Raw genomic sequence first — 17347 nt, 5'->3', positions numbered from 1 at the left:
CAGAAAGAAAGATGGGGAGGGGGGACGGCTCAGATGAACTTCTGGCCCGCGAGGAACTCGGCGAGCTGCTTCCCGCCCTCACCCTCGTCCTTGACGATCGTGCCCGAACTGCGCGCCGGACGCGCCGCCGCCGACTCCACCGCCGTCCACGCACCCGCCAGACCCACGGCCTCGGCGTCGATGTCCAGGTCGGAAAGGTCCAGGGACTCCACCGGCTTCTTCTTCGCCGCCATGATCCCCTTGAACGACGGGTAGCGCGCCTCACCCGACTGATCCGTCACCGACACCACCGCCGGCAGCGACGCCTCAAGCCGCTCCGACGCCACATCGCCATCGCGCTTGCCCGTCACCACACCACCGGCGACCGACACCTCCGACAGCAGCGTCACCTGCGGCACGCCCAGGCGCTCGGCGAGGATCGCCGGAAGGACGCCCATCGTGCCGTCGGTGGAGGCCATCCCGCACACCACCAGATCGAACCCGACGTGCTCCAGCGCCTTCGCCAGCACCAGCGAGGTCCCCATCACGTCCGTGCCGTGCAGGTCGTCGTCCTCCACGTGCACCGCCTTGTCGGCGCCCATCGACAGCGCCTTGCGCAGCGCGTCCCGCGCGTCCTCCGGACCCACCGTCACCACGGTGACCTCCGCCTCGTCGGCCGCCTCCGCGATCTGCAGCGCCTGCTCCACCGCGTACTCGTCCAGCTCCGACAGCAGACCGTCGACCGCATCCCGGTCCGTGGTCAGATCCTCGGCGAAACGCCGATCACCCGTGGCATCGGGCACGTACTTCACAGGGACAACGATCCTCAGGGTCACGCCGGCTCTCCTACTGCCTCGTCATCGAAACTGCCGTGTTGGCAGCATATGCGCCCTAGCAGGCGGCTTCCGGGCGGGCCATCCCGGGGCACCGACCAGAATATTACTCGCCAGTACACCCAGAGCCTCCCCCGGTTTCAAGCCGGACGAACTGTGACGTTGCCTACGGCTCCGGCGACACGGCGGGCGCGGCCTCCGCCACCGCCGCCCCCAGGGCCGCGATGACGTCGGCCTTGCGCGGCTGGCCCGCCGCCCGTCGTACCACCGCGCCGGACGCGTCCAGCACCAGCACGGTCGGCGTGGAGTGCACGGCCATTCGGCGTACGAGCTCCAGCCTCGCCTCCGCGTCGATCTCGACGTGCGCCACTCCGGGCACCATCGCGGCGACCTCGGCGAGTACCCGGCGGGTCGCGCGGCAGGGCTGGCAGAAGGCGCTGGAGAACTGGACCAGGCTCGCTCGTTCCCCGAGTGCCTGGACGCCGAGTTCCTGTGCGGTCAGCCGTATCGCCATGTCCTCCAGGATGCAGCACGCTGGAGGCAGGCCGTGACGAAGGTCTCGCCGCACCGGATGCCGTACGGCTTGGCCCCGGGCGTTGATTGGGTAAAGATCAGGCAATCGAAACCTACGCACGCGTAACTTCCGCCAGGAGCCCTCATCTCCGGGACGGAGAAGGGATCCGCTGAACGATGGCAGAGCTTGTGTACCGACCGGTGATCGGTGCCGCACTGGGGCTCTTCAAGGCACTGGACCTGAAGATCGACCTGAAGGGCGCCGAGCACGTTCCCGCCCGCGGGGGCGCGGTGCTGGCCAGCAACCACATCAGCTATCTGGACTTCGTGTTCTGCGGTTACGCCGCCCGCCCCGCCAAGCGGCTGGTGCGGTTCATGGCGAAGGAGTCGGTGTTCCGGCACAAGGTGTCGGGGCCGCTGATGCGGGCGATGAAGCACATCCCCGTCGACCGGTCGCAGGGCGCGCAGGCGTACCAGCACGCGCTCACGGCGCTGCGGTCCGGCGAGATCGTGGGCGTGTTCCCGGAGGCGACGATCTCGGAGTCCTTCACGCTGAAGGGCTTCAAGAACGGCGCCGCCCGGCTGGCCCAGGAGGCAGGCGTCCCGCTGCTGCCGATGGCGGTGTGGGGGACCCAGCGGATCTGGACCAAGGGACGCCCGCGGGACTTCGGCCGCAACCACTTCCCCGTCACCATGCGCGTCGGCAAGCCCATCCAGGCCCTTCAGACGGCCGCCACGGACGATCTCACGACTCGTCTGAAGGAACGCGTCCAGGAGCTGCTGGAGGCCGCCCAGAGGGCGTATCCGGACAAGCCCAGGGGTCCGGAGGACAGCTGGTGGCTGCCCCGCCACCTCGGGGGCACCGCGCCGGCGCCGTCGGGCGCCTGACACGGCGTACGGCGGCCGGCGGCGGGACACCGCCACCGGCCGCCGTGTCTCAGGCGCGGCTCATCTCCTCGGCCACGGCCTCGACGAACGTGTCGACGTCGTCGGGGGTGGTGTCGAAGGAGCACATCCAGCGGACGACGCCGGCCGACTCGTCCCAGAAGTAGAAGCGGAACTGCTTCTGCAGCCGGACGGAGACGTCGTGCGGCAGCTTGGCGAAGACGCCGTTGGACTGCACCGGGTAGAGGATCTCCACCCCGTCGACCGCCCGTACGCCGGCGGCCAGGCGCTTCGCCATGGTGTTGGCGTGCCGGGCGTTGCGCAGCCACAGGTCCTTGGCGAGCAGCGCCTCGAACTGCACCGAGACGAAGCGCATCTTGGACGCCAGCTGCATGGACAGCTTGCGCAGGTGCTTCATCGCCCGGACGGCGTCGGGGTTCAGCACGACGACGGCCTCGCCGAGCATCATGCCGTTCTTCGTGCCGCCGTACGACAGGACGTCCACGCCCGCGACGTTCGTGAACGACCGCATCGGCAGGTCCAGATGGGCCGCCGCGTTGGCTATCCGCGCGCCGTCCAGATGGACCTTCATGCCCCGCTCGTGGGCGAAGTCGACGATCGCCTTGACCTCGTCGGGCGTGTAGACCGTGCCCAGTTCGGTGGACTGGGTGATCGAGACGACCTGGGGCATGGCCCGGTGCTCGTCCTCCCAGCCCCAGGCCTGGCGCTCGATCAGCTCGGGGGTGAGCTTGCCGTCGTCGGTGGGAACGGTGAGCAGCTTGAGCCCGCCGACGCGCTCGGGGGCGCCGCCCTCGTCGACGTTGATGTGCGCGCTCTCCGCGCAGATCACCGCGCCCCAGCGGTCGGTGAGCGCCTGCAGGGCGACCACGTTGGCGCCGGTGCCGTTGAAGACCGGGAACGCCTGCGCGTAGCCGCCGAAGTGGCTGCGGAAGACCTGCTGGATGTGGTCGGTGTACTCGTCCTCGCCGTAGGAGGTCTGGTGGCCTCCGTTGGCGAGGGCGATCGCGGCGAGGATCTCCGGGTGGATGCCGGCGTAGTTGTCGCTGGCGAAACCCCGCACCTGGGTGCTGTGGCGCTGCCTCGCGTCGGTCTTCGACGCGAATTTCACTTCTGGGGCGTGAGCCACTGGCGGCTTCCGTTCAGTTCCTCGGCGGGCCTGTCCCAGACCCCGGTGATGGCTTCGGCGAGTTCCTTGACGTCGGTGAAGCCCGGGAACTTGCCCTCCGGCTTCTCGGCGCGCATCGCGTCGTGCACGAGCGCCTTCACGACGAGGATCACCGCGGCGGCCGGCGGACCGGCCTCGCCGCCGGCCTTCCTGAAGGCGCTGCCGAGCGCGAGGGTCCAGGCCTCGGCGGCCGCCTTGGCGGCGGCGTAGGCGGCGTTGCCGCCCGTGGGGTTGGCCGTACCGGCGGCGCTGACCAGGACGAACCGGCCCTTGCCGCCGCTGCGCTCCAGAGCGTCCTCGAAGGCCAGGGAGGTGTGCTGCACGGTGCGGATCAGCAGGTTGTGCAGGGTGTCCCAGTCGGCCAGGTCGGTGTCGCCGAAGGACTTCGCCCCGCGCCAGCCGCCCACCAGATGGATCAGGCCGTCGATGCGGCCGTGGTCCTTCTCGATGCGCTCGGCCCAGTGGCGGGTGGCCTCCAGGTCGAACAGGTCGACGATCTCGCCGGTGACGGGCGCGCCGCCGTGGGCGAACTTGGCGGCGTCGACCGCCTTGGCCAGCCGGACCGGGTCCGCGTCGCAGCCGACCACTGTCGCGCCGGCGGCCGCCAGCGCGAGCAGCGCGGCGCTGCCCGCGGGGCCACCGGCTCCGGCCACCGCTACCACGGCGCCCTCGAGCGGGCCGCCGCCGTTTCCGTTGTTCGGAGCGGTCATGACCTTCGCCTCCTCGCCGCTGCGCTCGCTCACGCGGCGATCTTCTGGTCGCCGGCCGCCGTGATCCCCTTGGTGGAGGCGATCACTCCGCGCAGCTTCTTTGCCAGGGCCTCATAGAACATGCTGAGCGGAAATTCGTCCGGAAGCACCTCATCCACGAGCTTACGCGGCGGCTGCGAGAGATCCAGAGCGTCGGGACCCTTGGCCCACACGGAGCCCGGGTGCGGGGCGAGGTACTGCGAGACCAGCTCGTGGGCCTTGAACCAGTGCACCAGCTTCGGGCGGTCGATGCCGTCGCGGTAGAGGGTCTCGATGTCCTTGCGGAGCATCTCGGTGACCTCGCGGGCGCGGTCCCAGTCGATCGACAGACGGTTGTCGGTCCAGCGCAGGGCGTCGTGCTTGTGCAGGTAGGCGAAGAGGAGCTGGCCGCCCATCCCGTCGTAGTTGCGGGTGCGGTCGCCGGTGAGCGGGAAGCGGAACATGCGGTCCATCAGCACCGCGTACTGCACGTCACGGCCCCGGTCCAGGCCCTCGTCGGCGAGCTTGCCGGCCTCGTGGAAGGCGGTGAGGTCGCAGCGCAGCTCCTCCAGGCCGTACATCCAGAACGGCTGGCGCTGCTTGATCATGAAGGGGTCGAACGGCAGGTCGCCGTGGCTGTGCGTGCGGTCGTGGATCATGTCCCAGAGCACGAACGCCTTCTCGGCGCGCTCCTGGTCCTGCAGCAGCCCCTCGGCGACCTCGGTCAGCTCCAGGCCCGTGATCTGCACGGTCTCCTTGATCACCTTGCGGAAGCGGGCGGCCTCGCGGTCGCAGAAGATGGCGCCCCAGCTGAAGCGCTCCGGAACCTCGCGCACGGCGACCGTCTCGGGGAAGAGAACGGCGGAGTTGGTGTCGTAACCCGCGGTGAAGTCCTCGAAGGTGATGCCGAGGAAGAGCGGGTTGTCGTAACGGGTGGCCTCCAGCTCGGCCAGCCAGTCGGGCCACACGACGCGGAAGACGACGGCCTCCACATTGCGGTCCGGGTTGCCGTTCTGCGTGTACATGGGGAAGACGACCAGGTGCTGCAGGCCGTCCTCGCGGTGGCCCGCCGGCTGGAACGCCATCAGCGAGTCCAGGAAGTCCGGCACCTCGAAACCGCCCTCGGCCCAGCGGCCCAGGTCCACCACGAGCGCCTCGTGGTACGCGGCGTCGTGCGGGAGCAGCGGGGCGAGCTCGCGCACCGCGGCGGCCACCCGGCCGACCGCGTCCTCGGCATCCTTACGGGCCGGGGCACCCTCGGCCGCGAAGTCGATGGAACCGTCCTTGGACTGCCAGGGGCGGATCTCCTCGACGGCAGCCTTGAGGCGGGTCCAGGCGGGGTGGTCGACCACCCGGCCGCCGGCGGGCGAACCGTCGACAGGCAGAACACCGCCGTCCACGCGCTCAGGGGCAAGAATTTCCGTCATCACTGACTCCTCCAAGGAGAACCTCTTGTGCGGACACCGTATCCGTGTACGACGATCACACTCAAGTGGATCTGACGGAAATATTGCTGCGATCACGTCACATCGGCGCCGATTTTCCTGTCGCCGACCGCCGCCCGGCCTCCTTTGACCCGTTCCCGCCCGGGCACCGGTCCTCGTCACCCGAATCGGGGGCACGCCCACCTTCGGGTGACACGGAGTGGCACCGCGGCGACGCGGAGCGGTAGTCAGGTCACCGTGAGTACGCGATCCGTCCTTGTCTGCGCCGTGATCACCGGCGTGGTGCTGGGGCTCGCCGGTGTGAAGAACGGTCATACGGCCGATGCAGGGCCGGGGTCGATCCCCGCGAAATGGCCTAGGCTCGTCGCCGTTCCGCGAGCTGATCCGCCACCGCAGACAGGAGCGAGACAACTGTGTCATTTCTGACCATCGGGCACCGTGGGCTGATGGGTGTCGAGCCGGAGAACACCCTGCGCTCCTTCGTCCGCGCCGACCGCGAACGGATGGACGCCATCGAGCTCGACCTCCACCTCAGCAAGGACGGCCACCTCGTCGTCATGCACGACGCCGAGGTGGACCGCACCACGGACGGTCACGGGACGATCGGCGATCTGACCCTCGAGGAACTGCGCAAGCTGGACGCCGGGGAAGGCGAGCGCGTGCCCGTCTTCCGGGAGGTCGTCGAGGCCGTCAAGGCGCCGCTGCACGTGGAGATCAAGGACCTGGCGGCCGCCGAGACCCTTGCCGAGTCCGTCCGCGCGCTGGACCTGGCGGGCCGGGTCACCGTCGTGTCGTTCCACGACGAGGCGGTGGACGCGATCCGCACCCTGCTGCCCGGGGTGCCGACGGTGCTGGTGGCCAGCCGCTACGGGCCCGACATCGTGGACCGCGCGCAGGCGGTCGGCGCGGCCAGCGTCTCGCTGAACATCCGCCGGCTGACGCTGGAGCGGGTGGAGGCGGCCCAGGCCGCCGGGCTGCGGGTGCTCACGTGGACGGTGAACACCGTCGAGCATCTGAAGATCGCCCGCGGGCTCGGGGTGGCCGGGGTCTACACGGACTACCCGGAGATCAAGCGCTCGGCCCGCTTCACGGCGTGAGCGGCTCACCTGAGCTGCTCTACGTGAGCTGCTCAGTGTGAGCCGCTCTATGTGAGCGGCTTCACCAGCAGTTCGAAGCACAGGTCCGCGCGGCGCGGGATGCCGAAGCGCTCGTCGCCGTACGGGAAGGGGCTCGTCTCCCCCGTACGCCGGTATCCGCGCCGCTCGTACCAGGCGATCAGGTCCTCGCGCACCGAGATCACCGTCATGTGCATCTCGGTGGTGCCCCACTCGGCCGCCGCGTAGCGCTCGGCCTCCGCGAGCACCTGCCTGCCGATGCCCGCCCCCTGCAGGGCGGGGCTGACGGCGAACATGCCGAAGTAGGCGTGCGCGCCGCGGTGTTCGAGCTGGCAGCAGGCGACGATCCCGCCGTCGCGCTCGACGACGAGCATCCGGCTGACCGGGTCCTCGAGGACGGCCAGTACGCCCTCGTCGTCCGTCCGCTGCCCGTCGAGGATGTCGGCCTCCGTCGTCCAGCCCGCGCGGCTGGAGTCGCCGCGGTACGCGGACTCGATGAGGCGGACGAGGGCCGGTACGTCGTCGGGGCCCGCGCTGCGGATGGCGGTTTCGGCGGTGGTCATGGCGGGAGCGTACTTCGTTCTTCCGGGAGGCGGCCCCCGGACCCCCGGGCGGCCCGGGGGTCGTGTTCCCGGTCAGGCGCGCTCCCCCTCTGCCCCTGTGCGCTCCCGTGTACGGGGAGCTGTCCGGGCATCCTCTCCGGGTCGCCTCACTCCAGGGAGTCGTGATGCACGGACCACCGCTCGCGGGCTGGTTACTGGTCGCCCTGTGCGTGACCGTCGGCGCGTACTGCCTGCACAGGACGGCCGTCGCGGCACCGAACCAGCGGCGGGCGGCGGGGCAGGACGCGCTGATGGGGATCGGGATGGCGGCGATGGCCGTCCCCGCGTCCGTGTTCGCCCCGCGGCCGTGGACGACGGGGGTGTACGCCGTGGTGTTCGCGGCCGCCGCCGTGTACGCCGTCCTGCCGCTGCGGCACGCCGCGCTCCATCTGCACCATGCGGTGGGGGCGCTGGCGATGGTCTACATGGCGCTCGCGGCGGGCGCCGCGGGCCCGCACGCGCGGCACACCGGCATGGGCGTCCCCCTGCTGACGGGGGCGCTGCTCGCCTACTACCTGGTGTACGTGCTCCGCTCCGGCGTACGGCTGGTGGCGGCGGGTGGCGGGGCGGGCCCGGTGACGGTGTCCTCCGGCAGGCTGCGGGAGCGGGCGGAGCTGGTGGCGGGGTGCCGGGTGGCGATGGGCGTGGGGATGTTCGTGATGCTGCTCGGTATGTGACGGCCGTGCCGCCCGGTATGTGATGGCCGTGCTGGGCGATGTCCGCGCGCCCTCTCGGCATGTGAGAGGGACGGCGACTCGGCGTGAGTCCTGCGTCACTTCCGGGTCGTGCCCGTATCTGCGGGCTGCCGGCGGTCAATAGGCTGATCACATGGTGATCCCGTTCGCGTTGCTGGTGCTGGCCGGTATCGCGGCGGCCCTTGCTCCACGGCTGCTGCGCCTCGCCTCGTGGCCGGACCGCGAGCCGGTGCTGGCGCTGTGGGTGTGGCAGTGCGTGGTGGCCGCGGTGCTGCTGTGCTGCCTGCTCGCGATGACGCTGAGCGCGGCCGCGGCGTGGCACGACGTACGCCGTTCCCTCTTCGCCCCCGCCCCCAGTGACGTCGTCGCCGTGTACGGGCTCGGCGGCGGGCGCTGGGCGGCGCTGCTGGCCCTGGCGCTCGCCGGCGGCGGGACGTGGACGGGCGTGATGCTGGTGCGCGAGATGTGGACCGCGCGGCGGCAGCGGCGCAGGCGGCGGGCGGAGTTGCGGGAGCGCGCGCCGCGGCTGCCCGGCGAGGAGGGCTCCCGCGGCCCCCTGGTCGTACTGGAGGGAGAGCGCCCCAGCGTGTGGTGGCTCGCCGACGGGGCGTCCGGCCGGCTGATCATCACCACCGGCGCGCTGCGCCGGCTGAAGAAGCGGCAGCTGGACGCCGTACTGGCGCACGAGCACGGGCATTCGCGGGCCCGCCACCACTGGCTGCTGTACTGCGCGGGCGCGCTCGCGGCGGGCTTCCCCGGGGTGCCGGTGTTCGCGGCCTTCCGCGACGAGGTGCACCGGTTGTGCGAACTGGCCGCGGACGACGTGGCGTCGCGCCGCTTCGGGCGGATGACGGTCGCCAGCGCGCTGGTCGAACTCAACGAGGACCGTGGCGTCTTCGACCCGTGCTCCCCCTTCCTGGCCCAGGTGCCGCAGCGGGTCGACCGGCTGCTGTCCCACGAGCCGCGGCTGCCGTGGCAGCAGCGGCTGCGGGTGACGGCGTCGGCCACGCTGGTGCCCGTGGTGCCGCTGATGGTGGCGTTCGGTCCGGGGCTGAGCGCGCTGGCGTAGTGCCTCGTGACGGTGCCACCGTGGCGTTGACAGGGGTGCGTGCGCGAGGATCGGAATATGCCCGTTCCGACGCTGGACTCCCGCCCTGTGGGCCGGGCGCGTACGCGCCCGCTGCTCGCGGGGCTCGCCGCCGCCTTCGTCCTGCTGCTGGCCCTCGTGGCCGGGGACTGGGGGCCGCTGGACTCCGCCGACGAAACGGTGGCCACCGCCCTGCACGACTCGGCGGTGTCCTCTCCCGGCTGGACGGAGACCGCACGGGTCCTCACGGACTGGGTGTGGGATCCGTGGACGATGCGCGCCCTGCTGCTCGCGGCGGCGGCGTGGCTGCTGTGGCGCGGGGAACGGTTCCTCGCCGGCTGGATCCTCGCCACCGGCGCGGTCGGCTGGGTGCTGCAGCAGGGGCTGAAGGCGGCCGTCGGCCGCGAGCGCCCGCGCTGGCCGGATCCGGTGGACAGCGCCCAGTACGCTGCCTTCCCCTCCGGCCACGCGATGAGCGCCGTGGTGACCTGCGGGCTGCTGCTGTGGCTGCTGCACCAGTACGGTCCCCCGCGCCGGCTGTGGACGGCCGCCTGTTCGCTGGCCGCCGTATCGGTCCTCGGGGTGGGCCTCACCCGGCTGTACCTGGGCGTGCACTGGCTCAGCGACGTGGTCGGCGGCTGGCTGCTGGGCGCGGTCGTGGTGGGGGGCTCCCTTGTCGCCTACGAGAGACTCGGCCTAGGGTCGCGATCATGACGATCAACGGTGTGCTCTTCGACGCGTCCGGCACCCTCCTGCGTATCGAGTCGGCCCGCAGCTGGCTGCGCGCGGTGCTCGACCGGCACGGCATCGAGGTGCCGGAGGACGAGGTACGCCTCTGGGGCGACCGGCTGGACGTCGCCGGGGCGGTCCCCGGCGGCACCCCGCCGCGGGCGGTGCCGGAGCATCTCGCGGAGGTTTGGCGGACCCGCGACGACAGCGCGGAACGGCACCGGGCCGCGTTCACCGGACTGGCCCGCGAGGTGGGGCTGCCGTGGCCGGGGCTGTACGACGCGTTGTACGACCGGACCTTCGAGCCCGCGGCGTGGCGGCTCTATCCGGACGCCCTGGAGGTCCTCGCCGCGCTGCGGGAGCGGGGCACACGGATCGCGGTGGTGAGCAACGTGGGCTTCGACTGGCGTCCTGTCTTCACGGCGCTGGGCCTGTCCCCGTACATCGACGCGAACGTCTTCTCGTACGAGGTGGGCGTCGCGAAGCCCGACCCCCGCATCTTCCAGCTGGCCTGGGGCAAGCTGGGTCTCGCGCCGGCGGAGGTGCTGATGGTCGGCGACGAGCGCAGGTCGGACGGCGGCGCCGAGGCGGCGGGCTGCGCGTATCTGCCGGTGGACCATCTGCCGGTCGAGGAACGGCCGGACGGACTGCGGCCGGTGCTGACGCTGGTGCCGTGAGACGGGCCGGTCGGTCCGGAGCGGTCAGGCGAGGACCTGCGGGATCGTCGTACGGAGGAACGTGCGGGTCAGACGGGCGCGGCGGTGGCGCCACAGGAGGCCCTTCTGCGCGGGGTGCCCGTAGCGGCGGGCGCGGATGTCGTCGACCAGGGCGGCGGGCGCCGACAGTTGCGTGAGGACGTCCAGGGCCTCCCGCTTGGTGATCATCCGGCCGTCCCGGAGGGTGACCGAGGCGCGGGCCAGGGCGAGCGGACCGTAGTCCACCCACATGTCCTTCCGCCAGATGCGGCGCTTGCGCGCGGCCGGGAGCAGAAACTCGCGCAGGTCGGTGCGGATGTACTCGGCGAGGGCCGCGTCCGTCACCTCGGGCACGATGCCGGCCGGCGTCGGACCGTGGAGCGTAAGGCCGCCGGCGAGCAGTTCGCGCCGCCAGACCAGGCTCATCGCTTTGGGACGCAAGCCCCCGTACGACCAGTTGAGGTGGTCGCGGGCGACGTCCGCCCAGGCGTCGAGGACGACGTAGTTGCAGTGCAGGTGTTTCGCGAGCGGCACCTCGCGGAGCAGCGTCCTGTGCAGCGCTACAACCGCGCGCCGCTGCTCGGCTGTGAGGGGCGTCGCCAGGACGGCGACCGCGTCGATGTCGCTGACGCCCTCCTGGTAGTCGCCCAGCGCGAGCGATCCGTGCAGCCACAGCGCCTCGAGGGGAACGGCCCCCTTCAACTCGCCCTGGAAGCGGGCCAGCAGCGCGTCGGTGCCCGTCACGCGGGCCGCCCGGCCGGGACGACGAGGTCGACGGCCTCCGTCAGCGAGCCCAGGAACGGGCCCGGCCAGCCGTCCTCGCGGCCGTGGGCGTCGTTCGCCGCCCAGTCGGCCGCGCGCAGCATGTAGGCCGTCATACCGCAGCGGGTGGCCCCGGTGAGTTCGTCGCCGCCGCCGTCGCCCACGTACAGGCAGTCCTCCGGCCGCGCCCCGAGCCGCCCGGCGATGGTGCGGAAGAGCTCCGCGTCGGGCTTGCGCCGCCCCTCCTCGCACGACAGCACCCGTGCGTCGACTGCCTGCGCCAGCGGCAGGGACGCCCATGCCTCGGAGAGCTCCACCGTGCAGTCGCTGAGTACGCCGACCGGCAGCCCCGCCGCCCGCAGGCGTGCGAGCGAGGGCAGTGCGTCGTCGCGGGGCACGAACAGTTCGCGTTGCGCGGCCGTACGAGCCGCGCAGGCCGCCGCGACGGCCGCGTCGTCCGCCTCCGTGCCGCAGCGGCGGGCGAGTTCGCGCACGGTCTGCTCCAGGTCGCCCAGTGCCCCGACCGCCCGTTCGGTGAACGACTCGTCGAAGGCTCTGCGCCAGCGGTCTGCCGCGATGCCCAACGGGGCCGCGCTGCGCGCCGCGTGGCGGTCCCACACCGCGGACGGGGTGCTGGGGGTGAGCGTGCCGAAGAAGTCGAAGATCACTGCGGTCGTGGGCATGGCAGGACCCTATCGCCCCCGGCGAAACTGGTGAGGCCCCGCGACGGGGGAACGCGGGGCCTCACACTGGACAACGGACGGATGCGGGTGGTTGTTCCCGTGACCCCGGAGAAACCGGAGTTGTGCCGGTGGGGTCCGGACGGTCCCCCGCTCCGCCCGGACCCCACCGAGTACGCAGGGAACCAGTGGACACACGGGCCCCTTGAGCCTCGGAAAGTATACTGGCCATCAGCCAGTCAACGCAGGAGATAAGCATGTCCCCCCGCAGCCCCTCGGTCAACGAAGAGTTGCGGCGGCGTTCCCGAGAGCGACTGCTCCAGGCCACCGTCGAGCTGGTCGACGAGCGCGGGTACGACGCGACGACCTTGGCCGACATCGCCGACCGGGCGGGCTCGGCCCGCGGTCTGATCTCCTACTACTTCCCGGGCAAACGGCAACTGGTCCAGTCCGCCGTACACCGGCTGATGCACCGTACGCTGGCCGCCGCCCTCGACCGCGAGCCGCACACCGACGACGGCGAGGAGCTGCTGGCCCGCGCGATCGACGCGATCCTCGGGCTGGCGATGGACCATCCGGTGCTGATGCGCCAGCACATGGCGGGCATCCTGCAGGCGGACGGCTTCATCCAGTGCGAGGAGCAGCAGCGCCTGGCCGGACTGCTGCGCGCCACGGTGGTCGCGTACGGCTCACCGGACCCCGACGCGGACTATCCGATGCTCCGCGCACTGCTCATGGGCACCGTGTTCGCCCTGCTGCTGCCGGGCGCCCCCATGCCGCACGACCGGCTGCGCGCGGAGCTGTTCCACCGCTACGGACTGGCCTGGGAGCGCGGCCTCCCGCCCGCGGACGGTGCCGCGGGCGGGAGGCCGGTGGGTGCTGTCGATGCCGTGGATCAGCGGTAGTCGGGCTGGGTCTGGGCGTTCAGCTCGCCCAGGTGCACCGATTCCGCGCTGTCCGTCAGGGCGTCGCTGACCTTCAGTACGTCGAGGCCCTTACGGATGTCGTTCGAGTAGATGTAGCCGTTGTAGTAGTACGCGGACCACGAGCCGGCCACGACCTCCTCCGTGGCTGAAATCGGCCCCCGCTCGAAGTAGCCGATCTCCTTCGGGTGGGCGGAGTCGGTGAAGTCCCAGACCGAGACGCCACCCTGGTACCAGGCCTGGACCATGATGTCGCGCCCGTCCGCCGGGATCAGCGAGCCGTTGTGGGCGACGCAGTTCTCGTTGGCGGCCTGGTGCCGGTCGATCTTGAAGTAGCTGCGGAAGACGAGCTTGCGCGCGTCCCCCGTGCCGGTGATGTCGTAGATGCCGTCCGCGCCCTGCGTGGGTCCGGTCTTCTCGTTGCAGGTCGCGCCGACGCCGCCGCCGAGCTCGTCGGTGAAGACGACCTTGCGGCCGTTCTCACTGAACGTCGCCGAGTGCCAGAACGCGAAGTTCTTGTCGTCCTGCACCTGGTCGATCACCCGCGGCTTGGCCGGGTCGGAGATGTCCATCAGGATGCCGTCGCCCATGCACGCGCCCGCCGCCAGCTTCAGCTTCGGGAAGGCGGTGATGTCGTGGCAGCCGGTGGTGGTGGAGATCGTCGGACCGCCCTTGTTCCCGCCGTCGGGGAAGAGCACCGGGAAGTCGACGACCGCCGCCTGCGCCGGCGCGCCGCGCGGCACCTTGATGACCGAGATGCCGTCGTGCGGCGGCTGGCAGTCCGGGTACTTCTTGTTCGGCGAGTACGACGAGACGTAGACGTACACGTTCTTGCCGTCCGGAACCAGGGTGTGCGTGTGCGAACCGCAGGCGGTCTCGACGGCGGCCACGTACTTCGGCTCGGCCTTGTCGGTGATGTCGAAGACCTTGACGCCCTCCCACGCCGCCTTCTCCGTGGCCGGCAGCGACGTGCTGGAGCACGAGTTGTCGCTGCGCGAGGAGTCGGTGGACAGGAACAGCAGGTTCCCCGAGACGGAGATGTCGTTCTGCGAGCCCGGGCAGAGCACCTCGCTGACGATCTTCGGCGCCGCCGGGTCGCTCACGTCGTAGACGGTGAAGCCGTTGAAGTTGCCGCCGAAGGCGTAGTCCCCCTGGAAGGCGATGTCGGAGTTCAGGCTCGTCAGCGCGTGCTGCGGCACGTTCGCGACATGCCGCATGTTGGCGCTGTGGACGACCTCGTCCACGCCGGGGAACTCACCCGCCTCTATCGCGGCCTTGGCCTCGGCCTTCTCGGTCGCGCTGAGCGCGTCGGCCGGCTTCGGCACCCCGGGGTCGGGTACCGCCGCCGCCGGACCGGCGACGAACAGCGAGGCGAACAGCCCGATCGCGGCGGTGGCCACGCCGAGATGTCTGCGCCGCACGCGTGTGGTGTGCAACGACGTCACGTCGTCCTCCCTTGTCTCCACTAGGAGTTGGGTGGGGGGTAGCCCCTGCAGTATTTCGTTTCTCATGTACAGCTCAATAGGTAGCAACAAACCTGTAATCAAAGATCACGAACACCGGCCGCCCGCTTCGTGCTAGGAACGTCATGTCCACGCCGCACGTCCGCCGGGAGGCCATCGTGTCGTACGCCCGAAGCCTGTCCGCCCTGCTGGCGGTAGCCGTCCTCGCGCTCACGGGGTGCACCGACGACGACGCGAAGGAGGGGGGCAAGGGCGGCCCCGCGGTCATCCAGCCGGGCAAGCCCGGCGAATCCGGCCGCACCCTCTCCCCCGAGGAGGCCGCCGAGGCGGGGAAGGACGACGCCCCGAACGCCGCGGACTACGCGTACGTCCAGATGATGATCAAGCACCACGAGCAGGCCCTCGTGATGACCGACCTGGCCGCCGACCGGGCCTCGTCCGACAAGGTGGGCAAGCTCGCCGAGCGCATCGCCGCCGCACAGGGCCCGGAGATCCGGGCGATGAAGGGCTGGCTCGAGCAGAACGACGGCACCCACCGGCACGACGGCCACGACCACGCCTCGATGCCGGGGATGGCCACGGCCGCGCAGCTGGAGCAGCTGCGCGGGGCGCGGGGGAAGGCGTTCGACGAGCTGTTCCTGACGCTGATGATCACCCACCACGAGGGGGCGATCACGATGGCCACGGATGTGCTGGGCAAGGGGAACAACGTGATGGTCGAGCAGATGGCGAACGACGTGGTGGCGCAGCAGACGGCGGAGATCGGGCGGATGCGGGGGTTGTTGTGAGGGGGGTCGGGCGCTGAGTCGGGCGCGGAGTCTGGCGCTGAGTCGGGGACTGAGCTGGGCGCTGAGTCCGGGACTGAGCCGGGCGCTGAGTCTGAGACTGGGCCGGCGCTGAGTCTGAGACTGAGTCCGGGACTGAGCCGGGAGCTGCGGCGGCCGGCGCTGGCACGCGCCGTGAGCTGGGGTTTTGCCGGAGTTGGGGCGAGTTGTCAGTGGGTGGGTGCACGATGTGAGGCACTTGGACAGCGACGTCTCGGAGGTGGATCAGCGTGTCTGATGTCTTGCTCGCGGCAGGCACACGCAAGGGGTTGTTCCTCGGCCGGCGCACGAACGGCGCCTGGGAACTGGACGGCCCGCACTTCAACGCACAGGCGGTCTACTCCGTCGGCATCGACACCCGCGGCGGGACTCCGCGGGTGCTGGTCGGCGGGGACAGCTCGCACTGGGGACCGTCGGTCTTCCGCTCCGACGACCTCGGGAAGACCTGGCAGGAGCCCGACGAGCCGGCGGTCAAATACCCCAAGGACACCGGGACTTCCCTCGAACGCGTCTGGCAGCTCCACCCGGCAGGCCCCGCCGCCCCGGACGTGGTGTACGCCGGCACGGAGCCCGGCGGCCTGTTCCGCTCGGAGGACCGGGGGGTGACCTTCGAGCTCGTACGGGAGCTCTGGGACCACCCGACCCGCGAGAAGTGGGAGCCGGGCGGCGGCGGCCTCGCCGTGCACACGGTGGTCACGGATCCGCGGGACGCCGCGGCGGTGACGGTCGCGGTGTCGGCGGGCGGCGTGTACCGCACCACGGACGGCGGGAAGAGCTGGGCGCCGTCCAACTCCGGGGTGCAGGCGGTGTTCCTGCCGGAGGGCAGCCAGTTCCCGGAGTTCGGTCAGTGCGTGCACAAGGTGTCACGGGACGCGGTGAACCCCGACCGGCTCTATCTGCAGAACCACTGGGGCGTCTACCGCAGCGACGATACGGGTGCCACGTGGCAGGACATCGGCGACGGACTGCCTTCCACGTTCGGCTTCGCCGTCGCCGCGCACCCGCACCAGGGGGACACGGCCTACGTGTTCCCGATCGAGGCCGACTCGGACCGCGTCCCGGCGGGCCGCCGGTGCCGGGTGTACCGGACGTCTGACGCGGGCGCGACCTGGGAGCCGCTCAGCCGGGGCCTGCCCGCGGAGGACCACTACGGCACGGTGCTGCGCGACGCGATGTGCGTGGACGACGCGGACCCGGCGGGCGTGTACTTCGGCAACCGCAACGGGGAGTTGTTCGCCGGCTCGGACGACGGGGAGAGCTGGCAGCAGCTGGCTTCGCATCTTCCGGACGTGCTGTGTGTACGGGCGGCGGTGATCTGAGGGGTGATCCGGCCTGGTGGCCTGGCCTCGTCGAGCCTGGCTTGGCTTGGCCTGGTCGGGTCGGGTCGGGGGGCTGGGCGACCGGGCCGGATGATCTCGTTGTCGATGGGTGCCACTAGGGTGAGCGGCTATGCCGAAACCTCTCCATGAAATCGTCGAAGCCGGCTGGGCGAAGGCCCTCGAGCCGGTGGCCGGACGGGTCGCCGCGATGGGCGACTTCCTGCGCGCGGAGCTCGCCGCGGGGCGGACGTATCTGCCGGCCGGTCCCCATGTGCTGCGCGCCTTCCAGCAGCCCTTCGACGACGTGCGGGTGCTCATCGTGGGCCAGGATCCCTACCCCACGCCGGGGCATCCGGTCGGGCTGTCGTTCTCAGTGGCGCCCGAGGTGCAGCGGCTGCCCGGGAGCCTGGAGAACATCTTCCGCGAGCTGCACACGGACCTCGGCCTGCCGCGCCCGTCCAACGGCGACCTCACCCCGTGGACGCAGCAGGGGGTGCTGCTGCTCAACAGGTCGCTGACCGTCCGCCCCGGCTCGCCGAACTCGCATCAGGGGAAGGGCTGGGAGGAGGTCACGGAACAGGCGATCCGTGCCCTGGCGGCCCGGGGCCGCCCACTGGTGTCGATCCTGTGGGGCCGCAACGCCCGCAACCTACGCCCACTCCTGGGCAACCTCCCGGCGATCGAGTCAGCCCACCCGTCCCCGATGTCCGCAGACCGCGGCTTCTTCGGCTCCCGCCCGTTCAGCCGCGCGAACGAGCTGCTGGCGCAGCAGGGGGCGGCGGGGGTGGAGTGGGGGTTGCCGTAGACGGGACGGGACGGATGCGCCACAGCGCCTGGTTGCCGCCGCCGGTGCCGTAGTCCAGGACGTACAGCGCCCCGTCCGG

Annotated in this window: 19 protein-coding genes; 10 read left to right on the top strand and 9 right to left on the bottom strand. The window is 71.2% G+C overall.

Annotated elements, in window-relative coordinates; translation table 11 throughout:
• Positions 1 to 29: 29 nt before the first annotated feature.
• Both AB0M28_RS31535 and AB0M28_RS31530 read right to left on the bottom strand, forming a co-directional pair.
• A complete protein-coding gene (locus AB0M28_RS31535) occupies positions 30 to 815 on the bottom strand; it encodes an electron transfer flavoprotein subunit beta/FixA family protein (protein WP_365412591.1) in 786 nt (261 codons plus the stop codon).
• 163 nt (positions 816 to 978) lie between these two features.
• Positions 979 to 1326, bottom strand: coding sequence for a thioredoxin family protein (locus AB0M28_RS31530; protein WP_365412589.1), 348 nt, complete (start codon positions 1324 to 1326; stop codon positions 979 to 981).
• A gap of 176 nt (positions 1327 to 1502) precedes the next feature.
• Here AB0M28_RS31530 and AB0M28_RS31525 point away from each other — a divergent pair, with 176 nt between their 5' ends.
• Positions 1503 to 2213 carry a lysophospholipid acyltransferase family protein gene (locus AB0M28_RS31525; protein ID WP_365412587.1) on the top strand — a complete coding sequence of 237 codons (711 nt, stop codon included), beginning with the start codon at positions 1503 to 1505 and terminating at the stop codon, positions 2211 to 2213.
• A gap of 49 nt (positions 2214 to 2262) precedes the next feature.
• Here AB0M28_RS31525 and AB0M28_RS31520 read toward each other — a convergent pair whose 3' ends face one another.
• Genes AB0M28_RS31520 through AB0M28_RS31510 form a run of 3 tightly spaced genes read right to left on the bottom strand, consistent with a single transcriptional unit; the run spans position 2263 to position 5551 of the window.
• Positions 2263 to 3339 (bottom strand): low specificity L-threonine aldolase, encoded by a 1077-nt coding sequence (locus AB0M28_RS31520; protein ID WP_365412585.1) that lies wholly within the window; start codon positions 3337 to 3339, stop codon positions 2263 to 2265.
• On the bottom strand, positions 3336 to 4106 hold the full coding sequence (locus tag AB0M28_RS31515; RefSeq protein ID WP_365412607.1) for an SDR family NAD(P)-dependent oxidoreductase: 771 nt from the start codon (positions 4104 to 4106) through the stop codon (positions 3336 to 3338). The genes AB0M28_RS31520 and AB0M28_RS31515 overlap by 4 nt, the downstream gene beginning before the upstream one ends.
• 29 nt (positions 4107 to 4135) lie before the next feature.
• Entirely contained in the window at positions 4136 to 5551 is a 1416-nt protein-coding gene (locus AB0M28_RS31510; RefSeq protein ID WP_365412583.1) for a DUF6421 family protein, read from the bottom strand.
• 431 nt (positions 5552 to 5982) lie between these two features.
• Here AB0M28_RS31510 and AB0M28_RS31505 point away from each other — a divergent pair, with 431 nt between their 5' ends.
• Positions 5983 to 6666 (top strand): glycerophosphodiester phosphodiesterase family protein, encoded by a 684-nt coding sequence (locus AB0M28_RS31505; RefSeq protein WP_365412581.1) that lies wholly within the window; start codon positions 5983 to 5985, stop codon positions 6664 to 6666.
• Positions 6667 to 6713: 47 nt separating this feature from the next.
• On the opposite strand, the gene AB0M28_RS31500 is transcribed toward AB0M28_RS31505, so the two are convergent.
• Positions 6714 to 7247 (bottom strand): GNAT family N-acetyltransferase, encoded by a 534-nt coding sequence (locus tag AB0M28_RS31500; protein ID WP_365412580.1) that lies wholly within the window; start codon positions 7245 to 7247, stop codon positions 6714 to 6716.
• A gap of 164 nt (positions 7248 to 7411) precedes the next feature.
• Here AB0M28_RS31500 and AB0M28_RS31495 point away from each other — a divergent pair, with 164 nt between their 5' ends.
• From AB0M28_RS31495 to AB0M28_RS31480, 4 genes are all read left to right on the top strand, one after another.
• A complete protein-coding gene (locus AB0M28_RS31495) occupies positions 7412 to 7963 on the top strand; it encodes a DUF5134 domain-containing protein (RefSeq protein ID WP_365412578.1) in 552 nt (183 codons plus the stop codon).
• Positions 7964 to 8114: 151 nt separating this feature from the next.
• Complete coding sequence (locus tag AB0M28_RS31490) at positions 8115 to 9050, top strand: M56 family metallopeptidase (protein ID WP_365412576.1); 936 nt, start codon at positions 8115 to 8117, stop codon at positions 9048 to 9050.
• 57 nt (positions 9051 to 9107) lie between these two features.
• The gene (locus tag AB0M28_RS31485) at positions 9108 to 9782 is read left to right on the top strand and encodes a phosphatase PAP2 family protein (protein ID WP_365412574.1); all 675 of its coding nucleotides are present in this window, start codon (positions 9108 to 9110) and stop codon (positions 9780 to 9782) included.
• Positions 9779 to 10474: an HAD-IA family hydrolase gene (locus AB0M28_RS31480; protein WP_365412572.1), complete on the top strand. Its 696-nt coding sequence runs from the start codon at positions 9779 to 9781 to the stop codon at positions 10472 to 10474. Before AB0M28_RS31485 ends, AB0M28_RS31480 begins: the two co-directional genes overlap by 4 nt.
• 24 nt (positions 10475 to 10498) lie before the next feature.
• Here AB0M28_RS31480 and AB0M28_RS31475 read toward each other — a convergent pair whose 3' ends face one another.
• Together AB0M28_RS31475 and AB0M28_RS31470 are read right to left on the bottom strand one after the other, a co-directional pair.
• On the bottom strand, positions 10499 to 11236 hold the full coding sequence (locus AB0M28_RS31475; RefSeq protein ID WP_365412570.1) for a nucleotidyltransferase domain-containing protein: 738 nt from the start codon (positions 11234 to 11236) through the stop codon (positions 10499 to 10501).
• Complete coding sequence (locus AB0M28_RS31470) at positions 11233 to 11937, bottom strand: HAD family hydrolase (RefSeq protein WP_365412568.1); 705 nt, start codon at positions 11935 to 11937, stop codon at positions 11233 to 11235. Before AB0M28_RS31470 ends, AB0M28_RS31475 begins: the two co-directional genes overlap by 4 nt.
• A gap of 254 nt (positions 11938 to 12191) precedes the next feature.
• Between AB0M28_RS31470 and AB0M28_RS31465 the strand changes: the two genes are divergently transcribed.
• Positions 12192 to 12839, top strand: coding sequence for a helix-turn-helix domain-containing protein (locus AB0M28_RS31465; RefSeq protein WP_365412566.1), 648 nt, complete (start codon positions 12192 to 12194; stop codon positions 12837 to 12839).
• On the opposite strand, the gene AB0M28_RS31460 is transcribed toward AB0M28_RS31465, so the two are convergent.
• Complete coding sequence (locus AB0M28_RS31460) at positions 12830 to 14302, bottom strand: hypothetical protein (protein WP_365412564.1); 1473 nt, start codon at positions 14300 to 14302, stop codon at positions 12830 to 12832. The genes AB0M28_RS31465 and AB0M28_RS31460 overlap by 10 nt on opposite strands.
• A 143-nt stretch (positions 14303 to 14445) precedes the next feature.
• Here AB0M28_RS31460 and AB0M28_RS31455 point away from each other — a divergent pair, with 143 nt between their 5' ends.
• From AB0M28_RS31455 to AB0M28_RS31445, 3 genes are all read left to right on the top strand, one after another.
• Positions 14446 to 15108, top strand: coding sequence for a DUF305 domain-containing protein (locus AB0M28_RS31455; protein ID WP_365412562.1), 663 nt, complete (start codon positions 14446 to 14448; stop codon positions 15106 to 15108).
• 266 nt (positions 15109 to 15374) lie between these two features.
• Positions 15375 to 16463 carry an exo-alpha-sialidase gene (locus AB0M28_RS31450; protein ID WP_365412560.1) on the top strand — a complete coding sequence of 363 codons (1089 nt, stop codon included), beginning with the start codon at positions 15375 to 15377 and terminating at the stop codon, positions 16461 to 16463.
• Positions 16464 to 16593: 130 nt separating this feature from the next.
• Positions 16594 to 17268: a uracil-DNA glycosylase gene (locus AB0M28_RS31445; protein ID WP_365412559.1), complete on the top strand. Its 675-nt coding sequence runs from the start codon at positions 16594 to 16596 to the stop codon at positions 17266 to 17268.
• Positions 17269 to 17347: the final 79 nt, after the last annotated feature.

Source organism: Streptomyces sp. NPDC051940, from assembly GCF_040680895.1.
Classification (GTDB): domain Bacteria; phylum Actinomycetota; class Actinomycetes; order Streptomycetales; family Streptomycetaceae; genus Streptomyces.
The sequence above is the reverse complement of the archived record's forward strand: the minus strand, read 5'-3'. Positions and strand labels throughout refer to the sequence as shown.

Bases quoted from the DNA above. Each gene is read 5' to 3' on its own strand.
- AB0M28_RS31470 (WP_365412568.1), bottom strand. From the start codon at position 11,937: ATGCCCACGACCGCAGTGATCTTCGACTTCTTCGGCACGCTCACCCCC.
- AB0M28_RS31510 (WP_365412583.1), bottom strand. From the start codon at position 5,551: ATGACGGAAATTCTTGCCCCTGAGCGCGTGGACGGCGGTGTTCTGCCT.
- AB0M28_RS31485 (WP_365412574.1), top strand. From the start codon at position 9,108: ATGCCCGTTCCGACGCTGGACTCCCGCCCTGTGGGCCGGGCGCGTACG.
- AB0M28_RS31495 (WP_365412578.1), top strand. From the start codon at position 7,412: ATGCACGGACCACCGCTCGCGGGCTGGTTACTGGTCGCCCTGTGCGTG.
- AB0M28_RS31480 (WP_365412572.1), top strand. From the start codon at position 9,779: ATGACGATCAACGGTGTGCTCTTCGACGCGTCCGGCACCCTCCTGCGT.
- AB0M28_RS31465 (WP_365412566.1), top strand. From the start codon at position 12,192: ATGTCCCCCCGCAGCCCCTCGGTCAACGAAGAGTTGCGGCGGCGTTCC.
- AB0M28_RS31530 (WP_365412589.1), bottom strand. From the start codon at position 1,326: ATGGCGATACGGCTGACCGCACAGGAACTCGGCGTCCAGGCACTCGGG.
- AB0M28_RS31515 (WP_365412607.1), bottom strand. From the start codon at position 4,106: ATGACCGCTCCGAACAACGGAAACGGCGGCGGCCCGCTCGAGGGCGCC.
- AB0M28_RS31525 (WP_365412587.1), top strand. From the start codon at position 1,503: ATGGCAGAGCTTGTGTACCGACCGGTGATCGGTGCCGCACTGGGGCTC.
- AB0M28_RS31500 (WP_365412580.1), bottom strand. From the start codon at position 7,247: ATGACCACCGCCGAAACCGCCATCCGCAGCGCGGGCCCCGACGACGTA.
- AB0M28_RS31455 (WP_365412562.1), top strand. From the start codon at position 14,446: ATGTCCACGCCGCACGTCCGCCGGGAGGCCATCGTGTCGTACGCCCGA.
- AB0M28_RS31490 (WP_365412576.1), top strand. From the start codon at position 8,115: ATGGTGATCCCGTTCGCGTTGCTGGTGCTGGCCGGTATCGCGGCGGCC.
- AB0M28_RS31445 (WP_365412559.1), top strand. From the start codon at position 16,594: ATGCCGAAACCTCTCCATGAAATCGTCGAAGCCGGCTGGGCGAAGGCC.